Origin of the sequence: Corallococcus exiguus (genome assembly GCF_009909105.1) — a bacterium.
GTDB classification, from domain to species: domain Bacteria; phylum Myxococcota; class Myxococcia; order Myxococcales; family Myxococcaceae; genus Corallococcus; species Corallococcus exiguus.
This window is the reverse complement of the sequence record NZ_JAAAPK010000003.1, coordinates 734,359-754,924: the sequence shown is the minus strand read 5'-3', so window position 1 is coordinate 754,924 and position 20,566 is coordinate 734,359. Positions and strand designations below refer to the sequence as shown.

Here is a 20,566-nt window from a genome sequence, read left to right as displayed (position 1 = left end):
ACAGTTCGTGGCAACTGGTGCGTCGCGTCATCCCCGGTGACAGGGACTCGGGCGGGTTAGGGTTTCCCGCATGAATGCCAGGCTGTCCTCGCTGTTGTCGTCGGCGCCGCGGTATCCGCGGCGGGTGGTGTGCCTGACGGAGGAGACGACGGAGGTGCTCTACCGCATTGGCGCGGGGGACCTGGTCGTCGGCGTGTCGGGGTTCACGGTGCGGCCTCCGGAGGCGCGCAAGAAGCCGAAGGTCAGCTCGTTCCTGGACGCGAACTTCGAGCGGATATTGGAGCTGAAGCCGGACCTGGTGCTGGGGTTCAGCGACCTGCAGGCGGACATCGGCCGGGAGCTGTGCAAGCGCGGGGTGCCCGTGTACCTGTTCAATCAGCGCTCGCTCGCGGAGATATTGCAGGCGGTGCGGCTCACGGGGGCGCTGGTGGGACGGGCGGAACCCGCGGAGGCGCTGGCGGTGGAGCTGGAGAAGAACCTGGAGCGTCACTCGGACGCGGCGCAGTCCCTGCCGAAGCGGCCGCGCATCTTCTTCGAGGAGTGGCACGAGCCGCTCATCTCCGGCATCCGCTGGTGTTCGGAGCTGGTGGAGGTGGTGGGTGGGGTGGACGTCTGCCAGGAGTCGCGCGCGTCGCAGGGGGCGAAGGGCCGCATCTTCGACCCGGAGGAGGTGGCGAAGCGCGACCCCGAGGGCGTCATCGCCAGCTGGTGCGGGCGCAAGGCGAAGCGGGAGAAGATCGCCTCCCGGCCGGGTTGGGCCAACGTGCGGGCGGTGGTGGAGGACCAGCTCTACGAAGTGAGGAGCTCGTACATCCTCCAGCCGGGGCCGGCGGCGCTGTCGGACGGGGTGGATCAGCTGGCCCGCATCGTGGCGGCCATCGCGAAGGGGGAGAAGCTGCCCATGGCCCGGCCGGGAGACCTGCGCACCGCGCTGACGTGAGGGGAGGCTGGCGGCAGGCGCGGCGCATGACAGGATGCGCGCGTGCCGCTCTCACTGCCCGTCCTGCTGGTCACCGTGCTCGCCGCGACGGGCACGTCGTCGGGGCAGACTCCTCCGGAGGAGGTTTCCGGCAAGCCCCAGGACGTCGTGCCGCCAGGTGCGCCGGTGCGCTCGCCGGACGTCGATCCGTCGGGCGTGTCGAACACGGACGTCGCGCCGCCGCCCCGCTCGGAAGAGGTCCCGGTGGGGCCGGAGGGCCCGCAGCCGCCCGTGGTCACCACGGACGCGGAGCGCACGAAGAACTACGAGGAGGCGCTCATCGCCTGGGGCCTGGGCGAGGTCGAGCGCCAGGTGGAGCCCGCGCCCCAGGGCAAGGTGCTGGAGGAGGTGCTCGTCACGGCGGAGGAGGTGGTCGCGCCGATGGATCCGTATCCATCGCTGCTCAACATCTTCCACGTCCGCACCCGCGATGAAGTCGTCCGCCAGGAGGTGCTGATTTCGCCGGGGCAGCCGTACTCGGAGGCGCTCGTCGCGGAGTCGGTGCGCAACCTGCGCAAGCTGGGCCTGTTCTCCGTGGTGCGTGCGGTGCCGGTGAAGGGGAGTGCTCCGGACAAGGTCGCGCTGCTGCTGGTGACCAAGGACCTGTGGTCGCTGCGGCTCAACAACGAGTTCTCCGCCGTGGGCTCGCTGCTGCTCTACCTGCGCTTGCAGGGCACGGAGCAGAACTTCCTGGGGCGCGGCAAGAAGGTGGCGCTGGACTTCATCATGCGCCTGGACACGTTCAGCTTCGGCCAGAGCTACACGGACCGGCGTGTGCTCGGCAGCCGCTGGTCGCTGACGGAGTCCGCCGCGGTGCTCATCAACCGCGACACGGGGCGCGCGGAGGGTTCGCGCGGGAGCCTGGTCGTCAGCCGGCCGCTGTATTCGCTGGCCACGCCGTGGAGCCTGAGTACGTCCGTGGCGTGGAACATGGAGACCGCGCGGCAGTTCCGGGGCGCGGACATCTGGCAGCTCCCGTTCCCGGACGGCGAACCCGTGCCGTACATCTACAACGCGCGCGAGGTGGCCGCGGGCGCCACGTACACGCGCTCCTACGGCCAGCGCTACAAGTGGAACGTGGGCATGGGCGCGGGGGCCTATCACTATGCCTACGCCGCGCCGGTGGCGTCGCAGCTCACCGACGCGCAGACGGACTGGTTCCGCCGCAACTACCTGCCGCGCGCGGAGGACGCGGGGTACGCGAACTTCTCCCTCAGCGCCTTCGAGGCCCGCTACGACGTGCTTCGCAACGTGGACTCGTACGCGTTGTCGGAGGACTTCCAGTTGGGGCACTCGGTGCTGGCCACGCTGCGCTACGCGCCACCGGTGTTCCCGTCCGCCGCGCACTTCGCGGAAGGGGGACTGTCCCTGCGCTACCGCGTGCACTGGGGTGACGCGCTCACCACCGCGTCCGCGGCTGCGTCCCTCCGCCAGCAGTTCAGCGCCAGTCAGCCGGGCGTGAAGGAGGGCTGGACGAATCGCCGCTGGGCCGCGGAGCTGGTGCAGGTGTCGCCGCGCGTGCTCGGGGGGCGCTTCGTGGCGCGAGGCCTGCTGGACGTGAACATCGACGACCTGTCCGAGCGCGTGAGCCTGCTGGGCGGCAGCAACGGCCTGCGCGGCGCGGGTGTGGATGCGTACTCCGGCAGGCGGCTGCTGCTGGTGAACCTGGAGTACCGCACCGCGCCGCTCGTCGTGCGCACGGTGCACGTGGGCGGCGTGTTCTTCCTCGACTCGGGCAGCGCGTTCAACGAGCGGCCGGAGATGGTGACCACCGTGGGCGTGGGCCTGCGGGTGCTGTTCCCCCAGTTCAACGTGTTCCCGTTCCGCATCGACTTCGGCTACGTGCTCAACGGCGACCGTCCCCCCGTGGGCAGCCGCCTGTCACTCAGCAGCGGGCAGGTGACGGACTACCGGCCCAACTTCCTCGACTCGCCCTGAGCCCTCAGGGAGGCTCGACGCGCAGCAGCTCGCGGAAGAGGACCTCCGCCGCGTCGCGGAACAGCTCTCCGGACGCGAGCAGCCCGCCGCAGTGGTGGGGCTCGCGCGCGAGCGTCAGCGCCACCGCCTTGCCCAGCACCGCGTCCCAGAAGGGCTCCGAGTCGAGCGGCAGGAGGAACTCGCGGATGATGGCCTTCGGCCACGGCAGCACGGTGGTGGGGTCCGCGTCGCTCAGGCTGGTGAAGCAGTCCAGGTCTACGTCCAGCAGCACGGAGGATGCGGCCTCCAGCACGTCGCGCACGGCGTCCGTGGGGCCAGGGCGCAGGTACGCCTCCGCCGCGCGGTCCACGGTCGTCACCGTCACGATGCGGTGCGAGCGGCCGCGCGTGTCCACGTAGGTGTCCCCGGCGAACGAGCCCCGGGGCCGGGTGCGCGCGATGATCAACGCGTCGCCCACAAGGTTCGCCTCCATCGCCGCGAGGATGTGGTCGTAGTTGCGCACGTCCAGCTTCCACCGCGCGTGTTCATCCAGAGCGCGCAGGCCAGCGGAGCGGTCCGGCATGTCCGCGGGGCGCTCTGGCACCACGATGTCCAGGTGCCGGTCCAGCGTGACGAGCAGGGCAGGGGGGCCCTCATCGCCCAGGGCACACGCCCACGCGGGCAGCGCGAGCCGATGCGGGTCGAACACATAGGCGTCCGTCGGACCGCGGCCTCCGCCCAGGCCCAGCCGCACCACCCCCGCGAGGCGCAGGTGGCGCAGGGCGTCGTCATTTTTCGAATTCATGCGGGACGAAATCCCCTCCAGGCTCCGGCGTTCAGAGGATGTCCATCCTGCCGCGAAAGGAGCCCCGTCCCTCGGGGTTCAATCACGCATGCGTCCATTCGTCACCGTCGCGCTGCTCCTCCTGGGGATGCCCGTCCTGGCCCAGGAGCCGTCGTCCTTCCTGCGCCAATACGCTGAAACAGGGCGCTTCATGAACGGGAGGCCCGTGAATGCGCGCATCACCCCGGACGAGAAGTCCGTCCTCTTCCTGCGCACGTCCCCCACGTCCAACGTGCGGATGCTCTACGCGTTCGACGTGGCCAGCGGGCAGACGCGGGAACTGCTCACCCCCGAAGCCCTGCTCAAGGGCGCGGAGGAGACGCTGTCTCCCGAGGAGAAGGCCCGTCGCGAGCGCATGCGCGTGAGCGCCCGGGGCTTCACCTCCTACAACCTCTCCGAGGACGGCACGCGCCTCCTGGTGCCCCTCTCCGGCCGGCTCTACGTGGTGGACCGCGCGACGGGGAAGTCCACGGAGCTGAAGACGGGGCCCGGTGCCATCGACCCGCGCTTGTCCCCGGACGGCAAGCAGGTGGCGTACGTGCGCGAGCACGACGTGTACCGGGTGGACATCGCGGCCAATCAAGAGAAGCGCGTCACGCAGGGCGGCACCGCGCAGAAGACGCACGGTCTGGCGGAGTTCGTGGCGCAGGAGGAGATGGGCCGCTTCTCCGGTTACTGGTGGAGCCCGGACGCGAAGTTCATTGCCTACGCGGAGTCCGACACGGCCGACGTGGAGAAGCTCACCGTCGTGGACGTGATGCATCCAGAGCGCCCTGCCGCCTCCTTCCCCTTTCCCCGTGCGGGCACGGCGAACGCGAAGGTGCGCCTGGGCATCACGCCCGTCACCGGTGGCAAGACCGTGTGGGCGCAGTGGGATGCGCGGAAGTACCCGTACCTGGCCACGGTGAAGTGGGACAAGGGTGGGCCGCTGACGTTGCTCGTGCAGAACCGTCTCCAGACGGAAGAGCAGCTGCTCGCGGTGGAGCCCGTCACCGGCAAGACGCGCGTGCTCCTCACGGAGCGGGATGCGGCGTGGATCGACCTGCACCAGGAGTTCCCGCTGTGGCTGGAGGATGGCTCCGGCTTCCTCTGGTACACCGACCGCAACGGCGCTTCGGAAGTGGAGCTGCGCAAGGCCAACGGTGAGCTGGCCCACTCCGTGGTGAATCCTGGCGCCGGCTTCCGGAGCCTCACCCACTACGTGCAGGCGGACCGGACGCTCTTCTTCACCGGCGACCCGAACCCCACGGAGAGCCACCTGTGGCGCGTGAAGCCCGGTGGAACGCCGGAGCGGGTGGACACGGGCACCCGGGGGCCCGCCCTGGAGTACGGGCTCGTCTCCAAGAACGGGGGCCTCGTCGTCCTCAACAGGCAGAGCCCCAAGAGCATGCCGCGCATGCTGGTGCTCAAGGGCGACGGCACGATGATGGGCGAACTGCCCTCCATCGCCCAGGAGCCCCCCTTCACGCCGAACTTCGAGGTGCGCCAGGTGGGCGCGCGGAAGTTCTGGACCTCGCTGGTGAAGCCGCGTGACTTCAAGCCCGGCAAGAAGCTGCCCGTCATCGTGGACATCTACGGCGGTCCCATCATCACGGTGGTGCACCAGTCCATGTCCCTGCACCTGATGGACCAGTGGATGGCGGATCAGGGCTTCCTGGTGGTGAAGGTGGATGGACGCGGCACACCCCTGCGCACCGCCGAGTGGAACCGCGCCGTGAAGCACGACTTCGCCACCATCACCCTGGATGATCAGATTGAAGCGGTGCAGGCGCTGGCGAAGGAGGTGCCGGAGATGGACCTCAGCCGCGTGGGCATCACCGGCTGGAGCTTCGGCGGCTACATGGCGGCGCTCGCGGTGATGAAGCGCCCGGACTTCTTCAAGGCCGGCGTCGCGGGCGCGCCGGTGACGGACTGGCGCGACTACGACACGCACGCGACCGAGCGGTGCCTGGGGCTGCCAGACGAGAACCCCCAGGCCTACGAGGTCAGCAGCCTGCTCACGTACGCGAAGAAGGAAGGGCCCATTGGCGCGCTGCTGGTGATTCACGGCACCGCGGACGACAACGTGTATTTCTTCCACGCGCTGAAGCTGTCGGACGCGCTCTTCCGCGCGGGCAAGCCGCACCAGCTGCTGCCCCTGTCCGGCCTCACGCACATGGTGGCGGACCCGCTCGTCACGGAGCGTCAGTACGAGCGCGTCATCACCCACTTCCAGCAGAACCTGAAGTAGCGGAAGGCCCCGCCCGGCACCTGTCCGAAAGGTCCAGGTGCCACGGGGCGTCGTCCGCTTCCGGTGGGAATCCTCGCGGGGGCCGGACGTTGGGAGGGCCGCGCGGCGGCCGGAGTGTAGGCTTGCCCGCACCTTCCCGCGAAAGGAGCCCCGCCCCGCGCGGGGATTCAGCTACGCATGCGTCAGGTCCTTACCGCCGCCGCGCTTCTCCTCATGAGCAGCGCTCCCTCCATCGCCCAGGAGCGCAAACCCTCCGCCATGGCCCCTTCGCAAAAGCAGCCGGACACCTTCCTGCGCCAGTACGCCGAGACGCGCCGCTTCCAGAGCGGCCGCCCGGTGGGCACGCGCATCACCCCGGACGAGAAGTCCGTCCTCTTCCTGCGCACGTCCCCCACCTCCAACGTGCAGATGCTCTACGCGTTCGACGTGGCCGGAGGCCAGGCGCGTGAGCTGCTCACGCCGGAGGCCCTGCTCAAGGGCAACGAGGAGACGCTGACCCCCGAGGAGAAGGCCCGCCGCGAGCGCATGCGCGTCAGCGCCCGGGGCTTCACCTCCTACAGCCTCTCCGAGGACGGCACCCAGCTGCTGGTGCCCCTCTCCGGCCGGCTCTACGTGGTGGACCGCGCGACGGGGAAGTCCACGGAGCTGAAGACGGGCCCCGGCGTCATCGACCCTCGCTTGTCGCCGGACGGCAAGCAGGTGGCGTACGTCCGTGAGCACGACGTGTACCGGGTGGACATCGCGGCCAATCAAGAGAAGCGCGTCACGCAGGGCGGCACCGCGCAGAAGACGCACGGCCTGGCGGAGTTCGTGGCGCAGGAGGAGATGAGCCGCTTCTCCGGCTACTGGTGGAGCCCGGACGCGAAGTCCATCGCGTACACGGAGTCCGACACGGCCGACGTGGAGAAGCTCACCATCGTGGACGTGATGCACCCGGAGAAGGGTGGGGAGATCTTCCCGTACCCGCGTCCCGGCAAGGCGAACGCGAAGGTGCGCCTGGGCGTCACCCCCGTCACCGGCGGCAAGACGGTGTGGGCGCAGTGGGACGCGCAGAAGTACCCGTACCTGGCCACGGTGAAGTGGGACAAGGGCGGGCCGCTCACGATTGTCGTGCAGAACCGCCTCCAGACGGAGGAGCAGGTGCTGGCGGTGGACCCCGCCACGGGCAAGACGCGCGTCCTCTTCACGGAGAAGGACAACGCCTGGGTGGAGCTGGCGCAGGACTTCCCGCTGTGGCTGGAGGATGGCTCCGGTTTCCTCTGGTACACCGAGCGCAACGGCGGCCCGGAGGTGGAGCTGCGCAAGGCGAGCGGTGAGCTGGACCGCTCCGTGGTGAAGCCGGACGCGGGCTTCCGCAACCTGTCCCGCTTCGTCCAGGCGGACAAGACGCTCTTCTTCACTGGCGGCCCCAACCCCACCGAAAGCCACCTGTGGCGCGTGAAGTCCGGCGGCGCCCCGGAGCAGGTGGCCACGGGCACCACCGGCCCGGCCGTGGAGAACGGGCTCGTCTCCAAGAACGGCGGCCTGGTCGTCCTCAACACTCAAGGGCCCAAGGCCATGCCGCGCACCGTGGTGCTCAAGGGCGACGGCACGAAGCTGGGCGAGCTGCCGGAGGTGGCGCAGGAGCCGTCCTTCACGCCGAACTTCGAAATCCGCCAGGTGGGCCCGAAGAAGTTCTGGACCTCGCTGGTGAAGCCGCGCGACTTCAAGCCCGGCCAGAAGCTGCCCGTCATCGTGGAGGTCTACGCGGGGCCCACCGTCACCGTAGTGCACCAGTCCATGGCCGCGCACCTGCTCAGCCAGTGGTTCGCGGACCACGGCTTCCTGGTGGTGAAGGTGGACGGCCGCGGCACGCCGCTGCGCACCTCCGAGTGGAACCGCGCGGTGAAGAACGACTTCGCCACCATCACCCTGGATGATCAGATTGAGGCGGTGCAGGCGCTGGCGAAGGAAGTGCCGGAGATGGACCTGAGCCGCGTGGGCATCACCGGCTGGAGCTTCGGCGGCTACATGGCGGCGCTGGCCGCGCTGAAGCGCCCGGACTTCTTCAAGGCCGCGGTGTCCGGCGCCCCGGTGGTGGACTGGCGCGACTACGACACGCACTACACCGAGCGCTACCTGGGCCTGCCGGAACAGGCGCCCCAGGCCTATGAGGTCAGCAGCCTGCTGACGTACGCGAAGAAGGACAGCCCCATTGGCGCGCTGCTGCTCATCCACGGCACCGCGGATGACAACGTGTACTTCTTCCACACGCTGAAGCTGTCGGACGCGCTCTTCCGCGCGGGCAAGCCGCACCAGCTGCTGCCCCTGTCCGGCCTCACGCACATGGTGCCGGATCCGCTCATCACCGAGCGCCAGTACGAGCGCGTCATCTCCCACTTCGAGCAGAACCTGAAGAAGTAGGCCTGAGCGCGGCTCAATGCCCTGAAAAGGCAGAGGCCCGGTTCCCTCAAGGGACCGGGCCTCTGTTGCTTCAACCAGTCCGTGAGGAATGGCTGAGACGCGTCACTTCACGCCGCGCGGACGTTCTGCGCCTGCAGGCCCTTCGGGCCCTTGGTGACTTCGAACTCCACCTTCTGGCCCTCGGCCAGGGTGCGGAACCCATCCATGTTGATGGCGGTGTGGTGGCAGAACACGTCCTCGCCCCCGCCGTCCTGGGTGATGAAGCCGAAGCCCTTCGCGTCGTTGAACCACTTCACGGTACCAGTTGCCATTGCGCTTCCTTGCGTTTGCAGGGCAGCCGTGGGGAAGGCCACCCGTTCTGCCCGACGACCGGGGAGACAGAGCTATTTGTAGTGAAAGGGCCGACTGGAAGTCCAGCCGGCCCTCCGGGATTGCCCGACTTGAGCCCCCGCGGCGTCATGTGCGGGGGAGTAAGTCAGATGTCGAGCAGCAGGCGCTCGGGGTCCTCGATGCACTCCTTCACGCGCACCAGGAACTGCACTGCTTCCCGGCCGTCCACCAGGCGGTGGTCGTACGTGAGGGCGATGTACATGATGGGCCGGATGACCACCTGGCCGTCGCGGGCCACGGGGCGCTCCACGATGTTGTGCATGCCCAGGATGCCCGTCTGCGGCGGGTTCAGGATGGGCGTGGACAGCATGGAGCCGAAGATGCCGCCGTTGGTGATGGTGAACGTGCCGCCCGTGAGGTCGGCCATCGTGAGCTTGTCGTTGCGCGCACGGCCGCCGTAGTCACCGACCGTCTTCTCCAGGTCCGCGAGCGACAGCTTGTCCGCGTCACGCACCACCGGCACCACCAGGCCACGGCTGCCGCTCACGGCCACGCCGATGTCGTAGTAGTGCTTGAAGATGACGTCCTCGCCGTCGATCTCCGCGTTGATCTGCGGGAACGCCTTGAGGGCCTCCACGGACGCGCGGATGAAGAAGCTCATGAACCCGAGCTTCACCCCGTGCTTCGCCTGGAACTTGTCGTTGTACTTCTTGCGGAGCGCCATCACCTCGCCCATGTCCACCTCGTTGAAGGTGGTGAGCAGGGCGGCGTTGGACTGCGCCTGGAGCAGGCGTTCAGCGACGCGCTTGCGCAGCGGCGTCATGCGCACGCGCTCCTCGCGCGCGGCGTTGGGGCGGGGACCGGACGGCGCGGCGGGAGCCGGAGGCGCGGACGGGCGGTTCAGCTGACCCTGCACGTCCTCCTTCATGATGCGGCCACCGGTGCCGGAGCCCTTCAGCTGGCCCACGTCCACCCGGTTCTCCTCCGCCATCTTCTTGGCGGTGGGGGTGATGCGCGTGTCGCTGCCGGCCGGAGCAGCGGGCGTGGACACGGGCGCCGCGGCCTGGGCGGGCGCGGGCGTGGCGGCGGCCACGGCGGGAGAAGCGGCGGCGCCGGCACCGGCCTCGATGGTGCCCAGCACGTCGCCCACGCGGACCTTGTCGCCCTCCTTGAAGGCGATGGACGCGACGCTGCCCGCGGCGGGAGCCGGCACGTCGATGGTGACCTTGTCGGTCTCCAGCACGACGAGCGGTTCGTCCGCGGTGACAGACTCACCCTGCTTCTTGTTCCACTTGCCGACGACGGCCTCGGTGATGGATTCGCCGAGCGGAGGGACTTTCAGTTCAACGGCCATTCTGGGGTCCTCGGAGGATGGCTTCTTCGATGATGAGCTGCTGCTCGTAATCGTGCGTCTTCGTGAAACCGGTGGCGGGGCTGGCTGCCTCGGCGCGCCCGATGTAGCCCAGCTTCACCGTCTGCTGCTGAGAACGGCCGGAGAGGAGGTCGTGCAGGCGCGGGAACATGAAGTGCCAGCCACCCGCGTTGCGTGGCTCCTCCTGCACCCAGTACAGCTCCTGGAGCGCCGGCAGCTTCGCCACCAGGTTCGACAGCTCGTCCTGGGGGAACGGGTAGAGCTGCTCCACGCGCACGATGGCGATGGAGTCGTCCTTGCGCTCGTCCCGGGCCTTGGCCAGGTCGTAGTAGACCTTGCCGCTGCACAGCAGCAGCCGCTTCACCTTCGCGGCGTCCGCCTTCGCGTCCAGAATCACTTCCTGGAACGCGCCCGTGGCCAGGTCGTCCATGCGGCTGGTGGCCTCCGGACGGCGCAGGAGGCTCTTGGGCGACATGATGACCAGTGGCTTGCGCACCGGGCGCAGCACCTGGCGGCGCAGCAGGTGGAAGATCTGCGCGGGCGTGGTGGGGTAGCAGACCTGGAGGTTGTCCTCCGCGCACAGGTCCAGGAAGCGCTCCAGGCGCGCGCTGGAGTGCTCCGGGCCCTGGCCTTCGTAGCCGTGCGGCAAGAGCAGCGTGATGCCGGAGAGCCGGCGCCACTTGCTCTCCGCCGCGGCGATGAACTGGTCGATGATGATCTGCGCGCCGTTGGCGAAGTCACCGAACTGGGCCTCCCACAGGGTGAGGCCGTCCGGCACGTCCAGGCTGTAGCCGTAGTCGAAGCCCAGCACGCCCATCTCCGACAGCGGGCTGTTCCAGACGTTGAAGGTCGCCTTGCCGGTGGCGAACTGGCGCAGGGGCGTGAACTCCTCGCCCGTCTGCGTGTCGTGCAGCACCGCGTGGCGGTGGCTGAAGGTGCCGCGCTCGCTGTCCTGGCCGGACAGGCGGATGCTGTAGCCCTCCGCCAGGATGGTCGCGTACGCCAGCGACTCGCCCTCGCTCCACTGGAGCTCCTCGCTCTCCAGCATGCCCTGGCGCTTCTTGAGCACCGTGCGCTCCACGTCGCGGTGCACGTTGAAGCCCTCCGGCGCGCTGGCCAGCTTCTGGAGCGCGTCACGCAGGGTGGGCTTGGCCACCGCCGTGGACACCTGGGGCGCGTTCTTCAGGAGGCCGCCCTTGTAGGTCTTCCACAGGCCCTCCAGCGCGTTGGGCTCCTTGAACTGGCTCTCCTGGCGGGCGCGGGTGAGCGCCGCGTCGAAGTCCTGGAAGCAGCGCTGCTTGAGCGCGTCCGACTCCTCCGTGGTGATGCGGCCGCCTTCCGCCAGCGTCTTCGCGTACAGCGCGCGCACCGGCGGGTGCTTGCGGATGAGGTCGTACATCGCCGGCTGGGTGAAGGACGGGTCGTCGCCTTCGTTGTGGCCGTAGCGGCGGTAGCAGATGAGGTCGATGACCACGTCGCTCTTGAACGTCTGGCGGTACTCGGCCGCCAGGCGCGCCGCGTGAACGCACGCCTCCGGGTCATCCCCGTTCACGTGGAACACCGGGATGTCCAGCATCTGCGCGATGGCGGTGGAGTAGATGCTGGTGCGCGAGTCCGACGGGTCGGTGGTGAAGCCCACCTGGTTGTTGATGACGACGTGGACCGTGCCGCCCGTGGTGTATCCCTTGAGGCCGGAGAAGTTGAGCGTCTCCGACGTGACGCCCTGTCCGATGAAGGCCGCGTCACCGTGGATGAGCAGCGGCATCACCTGCGTGCGCTCGGTGTCCCCGCCGCGGTCCTGCTTGGCGCGCACGCGGCCCTCCACCACGGGGCCCACGCACTCCAGGTGGCTGGGGTTGAAGGCCAGCGACAGGTGCACGTTCTTGCCCGAGCGCGTGGCGTGGTCCGACGAGAAGCCCATGTGGTACTTCACGTCGCCCCGGCCCAGGTACGCCTTGGGGTCCTTGGGGCCGTCGAACTCGCTGAAGATCTGATCCGGCTTCTTGCCCAGGATGTTGGTCAGCACGTTGAGGCGGCCGCGGTGGGCCATGCCGATGACCAGCTCCTTCAGGCCCATGTCGCTGCCCACTTCCAGCAGCGCGTCCAGCATGGGGATGAGCGACTCGCCGCCGTCCAGGCTGAAGCGCTTGGCGCCCACGTACTTCGTGTGCAGGAAGTGCTCGAAGCCCTCCGCGTACGACAGCTTGGTGAGGATGTGCCGCTGCTCGTCCACGGTGAACGGCGTGCGGTTCTCGCTGTGCTCCATTCGCTTCATGAGCCAGCGGCGACGCTCGCTGTCGAGCATCTGCATGAACTCCACGCCGATGGAGCTGGAGTACGTGCGGCGCAGGCGCGTGACGAGCTCCGCCAGGCGCACGCGCTGCTGCGGGAAGACGCCGTTGCACTCCACCGCCTGCTCCATCTCCTTCGGCGCGAAGTGGTTCTCATCCATCAGCGCCACGTCCGCCACGTGGCCCAGCTGCGGGCGCGGACGCTCCAGCGGATCCAGGTGCGCGCGCAGGTGGCCGCGCAGGCGGAAGGCGGTGATGGCCTGATCCACCTTCGACTGCAGCCCGATGTCCTGCGCCGGAGCGGCCGGAGCCTGCGGCGCGGCGGCGGCCTGCACGGCGGCGTCGTTCGCCTTGCCCTTACCCTTGCCCTTGGCCTCCGGTGCGGCGGGTGTCGGCGCCTCCAGCAACTTCGTGTTGAAGATGGGGCGGCCCGTGCCGTTGTTGCGCTCGAACACCTCGCGCCAGCTCGCGTCCACGCTGCCCGGATCCTCGAGGAAGCGCGAGTAGAGCCCCTCGATGAAGTCGATGTTTCCACCAGAGAGGAAACTGTCCTGGAAATTCGCCATGGCGGGGGTCTTTTACTGGATGGGGGACGCGTTGGGGGGTTTTCGCCTCAGTTTGTTGAACCGCGTCATGGCCGGCTGCCCGGCTTCACTCCAGGGATCAGATGGAATCATGCCCCGCGTGAGCGCAGCTTCACCGAGCACTGGATTCCCTCTGCTGGGATGAGCTCAAAGGAGACGCCAGGACCCCTGGCATGCTGAACAGACGTACATCCGAGGCACATGAGACACGGGGTCCGGGGGCCCCCATGGCGGTTCAGGAGTGGTAAGCACTCGCCCCCGCTTTCCACCCACTTTTTCCGAGAACGTACCGACATGCTCCTTCAGGGCAAGAAGCTGCTCATCACCGGCGTGCTCACCCCGCAGTCCCTGGCCTTTGGCGTCGCGGAGCATGCGATCGCGCAGGGCGCGGAGGTCATCCTCACCGGCTTTGGCCGGGCCAAGTCCCTCACCGAGCGCAGCGCGAAGCGGCTCAAGCCCGGCACGGAGGTGCTGGAGCTGGACGTGACGAACCCGGCGCACTTTCCGGCGCTGACGGAGGCGCTGCGGCAGAAATGGGGCCGCGTGGACGGCGTGCTGCACGCCATCGCGTACGCGCCCGAGGACGCGCTGGGCGGCAACTTCCTCAACACGCCGTGGGAGAGCGCGCAGACCGCGTTCCGCATCTCCACCTTCTCCGTGAAGGAGCTGGCGGTGGCGTGCGTGCCGCTGATGACGCAGGGCGGCTCCATCGTGGCGCTGGACTTCGACAACCGGCAGGCGTGGCCCATCTATGACTGGATGGGTGTGTGCAAGGCGGCCATGGAGGCCACGGTGCGCTACCTGGCGCGCGACCTGGGGCCCAAGGGCATCCGCGTGAACGCGCTCGCCGCGGGGCCGCTCGCCACCATCGCGGCCAAGGGCATCCCGGGCTTCAAGGCGCTGGCGCAGTACTGGGGCAAGCAGGCGCCGCTGGGCTGGAGCGACAAGGACAGCCACGACCACGTGGCCAAGACGGCCTGTGCACTTCTGTCCGATTGGCTGTCCTCCACCACCGGCGAGATGATTCACGTCGACGGCGGCTACCACGCGGTAGGCGCACCCCCAGTGGAGACGGTGGAAGCACCGGCCGAAGGGGTCTCCGCGACCCCCACGCCGAAAGAAGGCTGAATCCAACCCACCTTTCTGGAAAGTCCAGACAAACGCCTGCCAGGCTTCCCGGCGGACGGGAGCCCCCCGCTTCCGCCCGTCGGAGCGCTCACGGTAGGATCACCCATGCAGCGCAGGCGCATCCCGCAATCCGCGGAGCCTGCGCGAGGAGCCGTGGCACAGTGAGCACCAACGTCTTGCTGGTGGACGACAGTCCGACCGTCCGCAACATCCTCAAGATCTACCTGATGAACCTCAAGGTCAGCATCGTGGAGGCGGAGGACGCGCAGCGCGCGTTGCAGCTCTTGCGGTTGGTGCCGGTGAGCGTGGTGATCGCCGACATCAACATGCCGAACATGGATGGCATCACCTTCGTGAAGGAGGTTCGCGCCAGCGCGCAGCCGCAGGTGCAGAAGGTGCCGGTCATCCTCTTGACGGCGGAGAAGGGAGAGGACCTGCGCCAGCGCGGTTCGGCGGCGGGGGCCAACGCCTTCATCCAGAAACCGGTGTCGCATGACGAGCTGACCAAGACGGTGCGTCAGTTCCTGAGCGGGGGCTGAACCCGTGAGTCTGCCGACCCTGCTGCTGGTGGATGACAGCGACGCCATCCTGGCGTTGGAGCGGGCCATCCTCTCCGGGCACTACACCATCCACACGGCCAGCAACGGCCGTGAGGCGCTGGACAAGGTGGGGCGGCTGCACCCGGCGGCGGTGCTCTTGGACCTGTCCATGCCGGAGATGGACGGGGACGAGGTGCTCCAGCGGATGAAGGCGGACTCGGGCACGGCGGACATCCCGGTCATCATCATCTCATCGGAGAAGCAGCGCGCGGAGGCGTGCCTGGGGCTGGGCGCGGAGGCGTTCCTGGCCAAGCCCTTCCGCGCGGACGAGCTGCTCCTGCGCGTGGGCGAGGCGCTGGAGAACGCGCGCCGGCGCTCGCGCTCCGGGGCCATGCTGATCCTCCGGCTCAACGTGGGCGAGCGCGAGTTCGCCGTGCCGCTGGACTCCGTGAAGGAGGTCCTGCTGCAGCCCCTGACGCGGCCGCTGCCCACGGGGCCGTCGTACCTGCGCGAGTACGTGGAGCTGCGCGGCCAGGCGGTGTGCGTGCTGGACGTGGCGCTGCGGCTGGGCGTGCAGCACAAGGTGTCCATCGCGGAGCGGATGCTGGTGGTCATTGAAACGGAGGGCGTGTCGCTGGCGCTCACCGTGGACACCGTGAAGGACCCGGAGGAGTTCCAGGCGAGCGACATCGACCGGCGCGAGAAGGTGGGCGGCGCCGAGCACGGCCTGCTGCAGGAAGGGCTCGTGGGCATGCTGCGCACGGGTGGCCGCGCGCTGCCCATCCTGGATCCGAAGGTGTTCATCACGCGGGGACTCCTGCGCGACCTGCCCGCGCTGCTCGCGCCGGTGGAGGAAGAGCGGAGCGCATGAGTGCGGGGCTCGACCCGAGGCTTCTGGCCCGTGCCCGGGAAGTGGTGGCGGACACCACCGGCTTCCGGGACGACGCCATCGCCCAGGAGGCGGTGGAGCGCGTGCTGCGGGCGGAGCTGGCCCGGGGGCGCGTGCCCACGGAGGTCCTGAGCGAATTGCAGCAGCTGGGCTCGCCGCTGGCCTACACGCTGGTGCGCGCGGTCCTGGTCGGGGAGACGTACTTCTTCCGCCAGCCGGAGCACTTCCGCTACATCACCCACGAGGGCATTCCGACGGCGCTGCGCCACGGCGCCATGCACCTGCGCGGCTGGAGCGCCGGGTGCGCCACCGGCGAGGAGGCCTATTCGCTGGGCGCGTGCCTGCTGGCGTGCGCGCCCCCGGGGATGCCGGTGGAGGTGGTGGGCACGGACCTGCACGAGGCCAGCCTGGAGGCCGCGCGGCGTGGCACCTACGGCGCGTGGTCCCGGCGCGAGTCCGCCCCCGCGCTGCACCCCGTCTACGAGCTCCACAACGGGCGGCAGGTGTCCATCCTCCCGGAGGTGCGCAAGGTGACGCGCTTCGCGCCGGCGAACCTGCTGGCGCCGCTGCCGGAGCGCTTCGGGCAGTTCGACTTCATCCTCTGCCGCAACGTGCTCACCTACTTCTCTCCGTCCGCGCGCGACGCGGCCATCGTCCACCTGGCGCGGGCGCTGGTGCCGGGGGGCCTCATGTTCCTGGGCACGGTGGAGGTGGACCGCACGCCGCCGGGGCTCACGCGCGAGGGGCCTCCGGAGCTGCAGGCCTTCCGCAAGCCCCGCCCGGAGGAGCGCACCTTCGCGCAGTTGCCCGTGGCGCAGCCCGTGCTCGCGCCGCGCATGACGCCCGCGCCCCGTCGGCTGTCCGCGCCCATGCCGGTGTCACCCACGCCGCCGCCCGTCCCTCCGCCCTCGCCCTCGCGGATGCACCTGCAGGCGCTGGAGCGGATTGAAGAGGGCAACGTGGCCGGGGCGACGGCGGTGCTGGAGCTGCTCGTGAAGCAGGCGCCGGACTACCTGCCGGGCCTCCTGGAGCTGGCGCTCCTGCGCGAGCGCGCGGGAGCCCGTGACGCGGCCTTCCCGCTGATGCGCGCGTTGCGCACGCGGGCGGGGCAGTTGCCACCGGACACGCTGGTGGATGGACCGGAGGCGCTGCCCGCGCGCTTCTATCTGGCGTCCGCTGACGCCTACCTGAATCTGGGGGCGCTGGAATGAAGGGGACGCCGCTGGTGGTGGACGAGACCCTGGAGTCGGAGACGCGGGACCTGCTCGCACGCCGGGCCGCGCGCCTGCGCGAGCAGGGCGAGTCGACGGTGGAGGAGGCGGTCCATTGGATCGCCGAGTTCCCGCTGGGCGAGGAGCGCTATGCGCTGCCGCTGGAGTCGCTGCGCGCCGCGCTGCCCCTGCGCATGGTGACGCCGGTGCCGCTGTCCGCGCCCGCGGTGATTGGCGTGCTGCGCTTCCAGGGCCAGGTGCTGTCCGCGCTGAGCCTGGCGTCGCTGCTGGGCGGCCACGGGTGGCGGCAGGACCCGGCCGTGCTCCTGGTGGTGGACCGGGGCGACGGCGAGCTGTGCGCGCTCGACTGCGAGGCGATTCCGCGCCCCACGACGTTGCCGCTCGCGTCCGTGGAGGCCGCGCGCGCCCGGGCGGAGGGGCCGGTGGTGGAGGTCTTCACCCACGACCGGCAGCTCATCCACCTCATCGACCCGAAGCGCCTGTTCGGCCGGTCCGACGGGGGAGTGCGCCATGCCCGTTGATCCGATGCTGCAGCCGCTGGTGGCGGGCTTCGCGGTGGAGGCCCAGGAGGTCATCCAGAAGGTCACCATGGACCTGCTGGAGCTGGAGCGCGAGGGGCTGGAGAACGACGCGCTCGCGAAAATCTACACGCGGCTGGGCCGTCACCTGCACACCCTGAAGGGCAGCGCCTCGTCGCTGGGGCTCCAGGACCTGGGCGACATCGCCCACAAGCTGGAGGACGCGCTGGCGCCGCTCAAGGCGCACACGCAGAAGATGCCGCGCCCGGTGGTGGACGTGCTGCTGCACGGGCTGGACCTCTTCATGCTGCGCGCCCAGGCGCACGCGGACGGACGCGGGGACGACCTGCCGAACCCCGCCGCCGCGCTGGCCCAGCTGGTCGCCGCCGCGCCGCCCCCGGAGGAGGCCGCGGTGCTGCCGGGGGGCGCCTTCGCTCAGGCGCAGCCTGTCGTGGCTGGTGGCCCGCCCTCCGCGGCCGGCACCCCGCCTGTCCCGGCCGAGGCGCTGTTCTCTCCGGAGCCCACGGGGGAGTCCTCCGACGCCGGGTGGCGCGTGAGCGCGAACCAGGTGACGTCGCTGATGCGCGAGGTGGAGCGCCTGCGCGAGGTTCGCCTGCGGGTGGAGGAGCGCAGCCGGGAGCTGGAGCGGGTGTCCACGCTGCTCGCGAAGCAGGGCCTGCTGGCGGAGACCGCGGAGGCGCGCACGCTGTTGTCCGGTACGGGCCGCTCCCTGCGCACCGACGGCGAGGAGACGAGCGACGTCGTGGACGCGCTGGAGGACGGCCTCAAGGCCATCACCACGCGCCCCACGCGCACCATCCTGGACCCGTTGCAGCGCATGGTGCGCGACCTGTCGCGCCAGCTGGGGAAGGAAGCGCGGCTGTCGGTGGTGGGCGCGGAGGTGTCGCTGGACCGGCGCCTGCTGGAGAAGCTCCAGGGCGCGCTCGTGCACATCCTGCGCAACGCCGTGGACCACGGCCTGGAGATGCCCGCCGAGCGCGAGAAGGCCGGCAAGCACCACGAGGGCGCGCTCACGCTGCGCGTGGAGCAGCAGGGCAACCTCCTGTACCTGGAGGCGAGCGACGACGGGCGCGGCATCGACCTGGCGCAGGTGCGCAAGGCCGCGGAGAAGCGCGGACTCGTCACCGCGGAAGAGGTGGCGCGGCTCAACGACAACCAGGTGCGCGAGCTCATCTTCCGCGAGGGCTTCAGCACGCGCTCGGACGTGACGGACACCTCCGGGCGCGGCGTGGGCCTGGACGCGGTGCGCGCCACGGTGGAGTCGCTGCAGGGCCGCATCGAGGTGTCCAGCACGCGCGGGCAGGGCACGCGCTTCGTGCTGACCCTGCCGGTGGACCTGGGCAGCTCTCCGGTGCTGATGGTGCGCGCGCTGGAGCAGTTCGTGGGCCTGCCCATGCTGGCGGTGGAGTCCACGCAGCTGGCGCGCCCGGACATGCTGCGCGTGGGCAAGCGCCGCACGCACCTGGAACACCAGGGGCAGCTGCTGCCGGTGGTGGACCTGGGCGCGCGGCTGGGGCTGCGCGCGTCGTCTCCGCCCACGGAAGGCCAGCCGCTGCTCATCGTGCAGAGCGGCGGCAAGCGCGTGGCGCTGGGCGTGGACGCGGTGGTGGGGGACCGGGACCTGGTCATCCGCCCGCTGCCGTCGGAGGTGCGCGACGTGGCGGCCTGGCAGGGCGCGGCGACGCTCAGCCGGGGGGAGTTGCTGCTCATCCTCCGGCCGGACTGGGTGGTGTCGGATTCGGAGAAGGTGACGGTGTCCGCGGTGAGCCGGCGGGCGCTGGTGGTGGATGACTCGCTCACCGCGCGCGCGCTGCACCGGGCGATGCTGGAGGCCGGCGGCTTCCAGGTGCACCTGGCGGCCAGCGGGGCGCGGGCGCTGGAGCGGCTGCAGGCGGACACCTACGACGTCGTCATCTGCGACCTGGACATGGAAGAGATGGACGGCATCGAGCTCATCGCACGGCTTCGCGAGCGCAAGGACACGCACACGCTGCCCGTCATCCTGGTCTCCGCGCACGACACCACCGTGGCGCGCGAGCGGGGCCTGGCATCCGGAGCGGACGGCTTCCTCAGCAAGCGCGAGTGCGCCGCGGGCCGCCTGCTCGCGGAGGTTCTGGACGTGATGAGCCGCAGGGGGAGCCGCGCGTGAGCTCGAAGAAGCCCATTCGCGTGCTCGTGGTGGATGACTCGCCCACCATGGCCAACACCCTTACCGCGCTGCTCACGGAGGAGCCGCGCATTGAAGTGGTGGGCCGGGCGGGGGACGGCAACCGCGCCGTGCAGCTGGCGCGCCTGCTGCGCCCGGACGTCATCACCATGGACCTGTTGCTGCCCGGCCTGGATGGTCCGGCGGCTATCGGCCACATCATGTCCCAGGCCCCCGCGCGCATCCTGGTGGTGAGCGCCGTGGCGGAGCAGCGCGGCGTGGACCTGGGCTTTCAAGCCATGAGCGCCGGAGCGCTGGAGCTCATCGGCAAGCCCAACGTCACCAACGCGGAGGAGCTGCGCCGCTGGGGCCGGGACCTGGCCCACTCCGTGTGCCTGATGGCGGAGGTGCCGGTCATCTCCCGCCGTCCGCGCGTCGTGGCGCCGCCGCCCGTGCCCAGCGGGGCGCGGGTGGACGTGTTCGGCATCGTCGCGTCCACCGGTGGGCCTCCCGCGCTGGCGGAGGTGCTGTCCAAGCTGCCCCGCGACCTGCCGGTGCCCATGCTCGTCGCGCAGCACATCACCGTGGGCTTCACGCAGGGCATGGTGCGCTGGCTGTCCCAGGTGTGCGAGCTCCAGGTGGGCGTGGCACGCGACGGCGAGCGGCTGGAGCCGGGCCGCGTGTACTTCCCGCTGGATGGCCACGACCTGCTGGTGGACAGCGTGGGCCTGGCGCGCCTGCAGCGCAGCACCGGCGGACCGTGTCCCAACGGGGACGTGCTCTTGAGTTCGCTGGCCATGGCGTACGGCCGGCGCAGCGGCGGCGGCGTGCTCACCGGCATGGGTGAGGACGGCGCGCGGGGCCTGCTGGCCATCCGCCAGGCCGGAGGCGTCACCCTGGCGCAGGATGAGGCGTCCAGCGTCGTCTACGGCATGCCTCGCGCCGCCGTGGAGTTGAAGGCCACCGACGGGGGCACGCCCCTGGCGCTGGTGGCGGACCTCATCCTGCAGAGCTGTCAGCGTCCGTCGTTCCGTCCTGCCCGTGGCCCGGAGGGGGGGCCCCGGTGAGCCGTTTCCCACCTACGAACCGCAGTCGCCTGCGTTGTTCCTGGCGTCACCTGGCCGACCGTTGGCCGCTTGAGGA

General features: G+C 70.0%; 15 protein-coding genes. 11 read left to right on the top strand and 4 right to left on the bottom strand.

What is annotated here, in order from left to right:
- Window positions 1–70: 70 nt before the first annotated feature.
- Window positions 71–940, top strand: a complete 870-nt coding sequence (locus GTZ93_RS14545) for a cobalamin-binding protein (RefSeq protein WP_139918949.1) — start codon at window positions 71–73, stop codon at window positions 938–940.
- A gap of 42 nt (window positions 941–982) precedes the next feature.
- The gene (locus GTZ93_RS14540) at window positions 983–2,917 is read left to right on the top strand and encodes a BamA/TamA family outer membrane protein (protein WP_139918950.1); all 1,935 of its coding nucleotides are present in this window, start codon (window positions 983–985) and stop codon (window positions 2,915–2,917) included.
- Between the two features lie 4 nt (window positions 2,918–2,921).
- On the opposite strand, the gene GTZ93_RS14535 is transcribed toward GTZ93_RS14540, so the two are convergent.
- On the bottom strand, window positions 2,922–3,701 hold the full coding sequence (locus GTZ93_RS14535) for a UPF0489 family protein (protein WP_139918951.1): 780 nt from the start codon (window positions 3,699–3,701) through the stop codon (window positions 2,922–2,924).
- An 88-nt stretch (window positions 3,702–3,789) separates the two neighbouring features.
- Here GTZ93_RS14535 and GTZ93_RS14530 point away from each other — a divergent pair, with 88 nt between their 5' ends.
- Entirely contained in the window at window positions 3,790–5,970 is a 2,181-nt protein-coding gene (locus tag GTZ93_RS14530; RefSeq protein ID WP_139918952.1) for a S9 family peptidase, read from the top strand.
- A gap of 177 nt (window positions 5,971–6,147) precedes the next feature.
- Window positions 6,148–8,373 (top strand): S9 family peptidase, encoded by a 2,226-nt coding sequence (locus GTZ93_RS14525; protein ID WP_139918953.1) that lies wholly within the window; start codon window positions 6,148–6,150, stop codon window positions 8,371–8,373.
- A 107-nt stretch (window positions 8,374–8,480) separates the two neighbouring features.
- Here the strand turns inward: GTZ93_RS14525 and GTZ93_RS14520 are convergent, their stop codons facing one another.
- The 3 genes from GTZ93_RS14520 to GTZ93_RS14510 form a co-directional block, all read right to left on the bottom strand.
- Window positions 8,481–8,684: a cold-shock protein gene (locus GTZ93_RS14520; RefSeq protein ID WP_014397260.1), complete on the bottom strand. Its 204-nt coding sequence runs from the start codon at window positions 8,682–8,684 to the stop codon at window positions 8,481–8,483.
- Between the two features lie 164 nt (window positions 8,685–8,848).
- Window positions 8,849–10,057 (bottom strand): 2-oxoglutarate dehydrogenase complex dihydrolipoyllysine-residue succinyltransferase, encoded by a 1,209-nt coding sequence (gene odhB, locus GTZ93_RS14515; RefSeq protein ID WP_139918954.1) that lies wholly within the window; start codon window positions 10,055–10,057, stop codon window positions 8,849–8,851.
- Window positions 10,047–12,932, bottom strand: coding sequence for a 2-oxoglutarate dehydrogenase E1 component (locus GTZ93_RS14510; RefSeq protein ID WP_139918955.1), 2,886 nt, complete (start codon window positions 12,930–12,932; stop codon window positions 10,047–10,049). Before GTZ93_RS14510 ends, odhB begins: the two co-directional genes overlap by 11 nt.
- A 312-nt stretch (window positions 12,933–13,244) precedes the next feature.
- Between GTZ93_RS14510 and fabI the strand changes: the two genes are divergently transcribed.
- The 7 genes from fabI to GTZ93_RS14475 all read left to right on the top strand — a co-directional run bounded on the left by fabI (window position 13,245) and on the right by GTZ93_RS14475 (window position 20,490).
- Window positions 13,245–14,078, top strand: coding sequence for an enoyl-ACP reductase FabI (fabI, locus tag GTZ93_RS14505; protein ID WP_120577110.1), 834 nt, complete (start codon window positions 13,245–13,247; stop codon window positions 14,076–14,078).
- 161 nt (window positions 14,079–14,239) lie between these two features.
- Complete coding sequence (locus tag GTZ93_RS14500) at window positions 14,240–14,617, top strand: response regulator (RefSeq protein ID WP_120577109.1); 378 nt, start codon at window positions 14,240–14,242, stop codon at window positions 14,615–14,617.
- A 4-nt stretch (window positions 14,618–14,621) separates the two neighbouring features.
- The gene (locus GTZ93_RS14495; protein WP_120577108.1) at window positions 14,622–15,488 is read left to right on the top strand and encodes a response regulator; all 867 of its coding nucleotides are present in this window, start codon (window positions 14,622–14,624) and stop codon (window positions 15,486–15,488) included.
- A complete protein-coding gene (locus tag GTZ93_RS14490; protein ID WP_139918956.1) occupies window positions 15,485–16,717 on the top strand; it encodes a CheR family methyltransferase in 1,233 nt (410 codons plus the stop codon). The genes GTZ93_RS14495 and GTZ93_RS14490 overlap by 4 nt, the downstream gene beginning before the upstream one ends.
- Entirely contained in the window at window positions 16,714–17,259 is a 546-nt protein-coding gene (locus GTZ93_RS14485) for a chemotaxis protein CheW (protein WP_120595268.1), read from the top strand. The genes GTZ93_RS14490 and GTZ93_RS14485 overlap by 4 nt, the downstream gene beginning before the upstream one ends.
- Window positions 17,249–19,426 carry a hybrid sensor histidine kinase/response regulator gene (locus GTZ93_RS14480; RefSeq protein WP_121753861.1) on the top strand — a complete coding sequence of 726 codons (2,178 nt, stop codon included), beginning with the start codon at window positions 17,249–17,251 and terminating at the stop codon, window positions 19,424–19,426. The genes GTZ93_RS14485 and GTZ93_RS14480 overlap by 11 nt, the downstream gene beginning before the upstream one ends.
- Complete coding sequence (locus tag GTZ93_RS14475; RefSeq protein WP_161662817.1) at window positions 19,423–20,490, top strand: chemotaxis protein CheB; 1,068 nt, start codon at window positions 19,423–19,425, stop codon at window positions 20,488–20,490. The genes GTZ93_RS14480 and GTZ93_RS14475 overlap by 4 nt, the downstream gene beginning before the upstream one ends.
- Window positions 20,491–20,566: the final 76 nt, after the last annotated feature.

Excerpts from the sequence above, each read along its gene's own strand:
- GTZ93_RS14480 (WP_121753861.1), top strand. The coding sequence starts at position 17,249 with ATGCCCGTTGATCCGATGCTGCAGCCGCTGGTGGCGGGCTTCGCGGTG.
- GTZ93_RS14530 (WP_139918952.1), top strand. The coding sequence starts at position 3,790 with ATGCGTCCATTCGTCACCGTCGCGCTGCTCCTCCTGGGGATGCCCGTC.
- GTZ93_RS14510 (WP_139918955.1), bottom strand. The coding sequence starts at position 12,932 with ATGGCGAATTTCCAGGACAGTTTCCTCTCTGGTGGAAACATCGACTTC.
- GTZ93_RS14485 (WP_120595268.1), top strand. The coding sequence starts at position 16,714 with ATGAAGGGGACGCCGCTGGTGGTGGACGAGACCCTGGAGTCGGAGACG.
- GTZ93_RS14525 (WP_139918953.1), top strand. The coding sequence starts at position 6,148 with ATGCGTCAGGTCCTTACCGCCGCCGCGCTTCTCCTCATGAGCAGCGCT.
- odhB (WP_139918954.1), bottom strand. The coding sequence starts at position 10,057 with ATGGCCGTTGAACTGAAAGTCCCTCCGCTCGGCGAATCCATCACCGAG.
- GTZ93_RS14535 (WP_139918951.1), bottom strand. The coding sequence starts at position 3,701 with ATGAATTCGAAAAATGACGACGCCCTGCGCCACCTGCGCCTCGCGGGG.
- fabI (WP_120577110.1), top strand. The coding sequence starts at position 13,245 with ATGCTCCTTCAGGGCAAGAAGCTGCTCATCACCGGCGTGCTCACCCCG.
- GTZ93_RS14520 (WP_014397260.1), bottom strand. The coding sequence starts at position 8,684 with ATGGCAACTGGTACCGTGAAGTGGTTCAACGACGCGAAGGGCTTCGGC.
- GTZ93_RS14490 (WP_139918956.1), top strand. The coding sequence starts at position 15,485 with ATGAGTGCGGGGCTCGACCCGAGGCTTCTGGCCCGTGCCCGGGAAGTG.
- GTZ93_RS14545 (WP_139918949.1), top strand. The coding sequence starts at position 71 with ATGAATGCCAGGCTGTCCTCGCTGTTGTCGTCGGCGCCGCGGTATCCG.